The organism is Methanoregula sp. (genome assembly GCF_041663825.1).
Classification (GTDB): Archaea; Halobacteriota; Methanomicrobia; order Methanomicrobiales; family Methanospirillaceae; genus Methanoregula.
In genome coordinates this window covers 1-3,288 of sequence record NZ_JBAYLY010000062.1, presented here as the reverse complement: position 1 = coordinate 3,288, position 3,288 = coordinate 1, and the positions used below count along the sequence as shown (strand labels likewise).

3 protein-coding genes are annotated in these 3,288 nt (G+C 55.0%); all 3 read right to left on the bottom strand.

Annotated features, from left to right (window positions below):
* On the bottom strand, positions 1 to 296 hold a 296-nt coding region (locus WCX19_RS14945; protein WP_373009528.1), incomplete at its 3' end, for a hypothetical protein.
* A 90-nt stretch (positions 297 to 386) separates the two neighbouring features.
* Positions 387 to 2,840, bottom strand: a complete 2,454-nt coding sequence (locus tag WCX19_RS14940; protein ID WP_373009526.1) for a phage tail tape measure protein — start codon at positions 2,838 to 2,840, stop codon at positions 387 to 389.
* On the bottom strand, positions 2,841 to 3,197 hold the full coding sequence (locus WCX19_RS14935; protein ID WP_373009525.1) for a hypothetical protein: 357 nt from the start codon (positions 3,195 to 3,197) through the stop codon (positions 2,841 to 2,843).
* Positions 3,198 to 3,288 lie beyond the last annotated feature (91 nt).

Sequence of the window (3,288 nt, the reverse complement as noted above, 5' to 3'; positions counted from 1 at the left end):
TTCGTCAACTGTGCCATCGCGCCGGAATAGTTGCATTCCAGCACGGACCCGGACGATCCCCAATTTCCCGTGCAATCGTCCAGGACAAACAGACCTTCGAACCGGCCTTTGACGATGTTCCACCCCTTTATCTCGTATGCCGTCGCGATGAAACTGGATTGCGGAACGTCCACCGGTATGGAAAAAGACAGCGTAGGGGCAGTATTGATCTTCTCGGTGCGCTTGATATCATACGCATTTTCCAAGACCGCCGCCTTTGCCCCGCCAGCTACAAACGCCCAAACCTGGTATGCCATTTTACGCCCCCAGATGTTCCCGGATCCAGATCAGCGCGGCGGCGATTACCAGTGCCAGCCCCACAGCGACCATGATCATGCGGGATTCGCTCATGATGAGATCCCCCGGGCTCGGTTCTCACGGGAGATCTGCGCCAGCAATTCCCGTGAGATCAGTTTAATGTCGTTGTCGTTCCGGACGTTGAAGGTGTTGCCGGTAATAACAATGCGCTCGCCGGCATTACCGAGGGGCGTTACGGTTGCGCCGGTGGGGAGCGTCAGGATCTCCGGGCCGGCATCCCCCACCATGACATTCCCGGGGCTGGTGATCGTGCCACCGGCTGCAAGGCGCGGGATAGACTGGATATCAAATCCTGATGTAAGGCCACCGAGAGATGACACGGCATTGAAACCGTCGATCATTGAATTGAGCCCGTCGATCACGGCGTTGATCGGCCACTTGATCGCGTCTGCAATGCCCGATACAATCCTTCCAATAGCCTCTGCTGCCCACTCAAAAGGCTTAATCATATTGGTGCCGATCTGGTCGAAGTTGCCCGATACAAGCGCAATGATGCCCGCCCCAAGCGATGCCAGCGGGGATGCGATGATCATCAAAACGTCTTGTGCCCACTGTGGAGCGATAGCTCCGAACAGTTCACCAAGTTTCGTCATGAAATCTAAGAACCCGGTTTTGAGCAGCACCCAGACACCCGCAAGTCCGAGAGCGATACCGGCCGCAATCCCGGCAAACAACGAGCCTGATAAGACTGCCCCTGCTTTCGTGAGGAGTGGAGTAATCCATGCCCACGCCAACCCGAACGATTTTACAAGGTCCGGGAGTTGCGCGAGGGCCACAACCAGCGGCCCGCCGATTGCCAGAGCGCCCGATAAATCAGATATCGGCTCGGCAGCCGTCCCGGCTTGAAGGGTAAGTTTTTCCATTGCGGAGGCGAGGCGATCCGTTGCGGAGATCGCCTTCTCATTGGCATCTGCATAGGCTTTCGCGGCGCCTGTTGAATCAGTGAGAATCTTCTGTTGTGCTGCCGCGAAATCCGCGTCCGAGATACCGAGCGACGTTACAACTTCTGTCTTACTGGGTGCCGGCTTCGCGGCCTCTTCCCTTAATTTGCGCAGTTCTTCCGTCTGTTCTGCTATTTGGGCATTGGTATCCTCAAACCGATCTGCATAGGATTCCTGCACACGGGCAACGGCTTCGGAGGTATCCAGCGTTGTTGCCAGTTCTTTGTTGTAATCTTCGGCGGCTTTAGTCGCCGATTCTTGCAGGTCTTCGCGCCGTTCTGCATACTGCTTTTCGACCGCTGCAACCTCTTTTGTAGTGTCTTGGATCTCTGCCAGCCGCTCGTTGTACTCTTCGGTACTTTCAGCGGCATCGTCTGCAAGATCGGCCCGGCGCTCTGCATACCGCTCTTCCAGATCAGCAACCTTCTTGGCATTACCGGACCAATCCAGCGGGTTAAGCCGAGCCTCGTATTCGAGATCCGCTTTTTCCTTTGCATAATCGGCTTCGAGATCGGCGAGGGCTTTGGCTTCCCGCTTCTGCTCTTTAGCCCTGGATTTATCAAGCGCCGCAACGTCTTCTGTGGTGTCCTTTGCCTCATTAAGAGCGTCCTGATAATCTTTTTCAAGATCGATCAGGTTTTTCTTTGCATCGGCAAGCTGTTCGCTGTATGCAAGTTCGATCCGGGCAACTTCCTTTGAGGTGTCAGCGGCGTCTTCAAGCGCCCGGGCATAATCGCGTTCCAGCCGGGCGAGAGATTTCTTTGAGGATTCGAGCGTCTTTTCCGCCGATATAACACCCTTTGCCGCATCTTCGGATTTTGTCAGCGCCGAATTATAATCAGAGATTGCCGTCCGGAGTTTCCGTACTGCCACTGATGCCGGGATACCTGCGTTGGTCATTGCCAGTAGCAGTGCTTCAGTATCTTCAAGGGAAAATCCAAGACCGTTTAACGTGGTTCCGAGCGATCCGAGGACAGATGCCAGCTCCGAATAATCAATCAGGCTGTTGTTGACGAGGTACGCGATGCTGTCCATGTGATCGCCAACCTCGGTCAGCGGAATATCATAGGCATACATCGCGGGGATCATTGAATCCGCAACTTCTGCCGCTGATGCGTTGACAGCATCGCCGAGGGTATCAAACTCTTTTGCAAGTGTCTGGATCGTTGCGGTACCAGTGACGCCCGCCCGGCCCAGTAGGCTGAACGTCGATACCACGTCATCGAGCCTAAATCCTGCGTCAGAAGTACTCAGCGCGAGATCCCGCATCTCTTCAGTGGTCGATCCAATGGTAAGAGCGGTTACGCCTAATTTGGCGTTCATCTCGGCGGCATACTTGGTAGTGGTGGCAATCGTCAGCGCCGCGCCCTCCATCGCCAGACCGATAGCGAGGCTGTACTGCTTGATGACCTGTTGGCCCCGGGAGAATGCCTTCTCTACTTTTGACAGTTCAATGTCAGCCTGCCCGAGACCTTTGATCAGCCCGTCAATATCGGCGGTGATCGGGAATGCCAGACCTTTCGCAAACGCTTCAAGTCCCATCTACTTTTTCCCTCCTTTCTTCGTTGATCTCCACGCTGCCGCCATGACGTTATAGATCCGTTGTGCCGTACCGAGCCGGTCCTGTGGTGGTTGTGCTGCCTGAGATGAGCCGGAATTGAGCGACGGGAAGAAATCGGACGCTTTGTAAGGCGTGGGGCGCTTCTTTTTATCACGATTAACGTTGGCTATTACCGCCGCAATCGTTCCCGCTCTGAAGTTTTCCATTTTATCCTGCTCCTCTTTCCACTTGATCCGCTCCCTGATATACGGGACAAACTCGGCCGGGGTTGAATCCCAGAACTCAGCCGGGGTTAGCCCTCCGATACCGTATGCGAGCCGCTGGTGCTCGACGAGCATTTCTTCGATGGTTTGGTATCCCCTTTCGCCGTGGGAAGTACTGCCTGTTCCGGGTTTCCCGTATCAATCCCCCGCGTTAAGGACTCAAGCC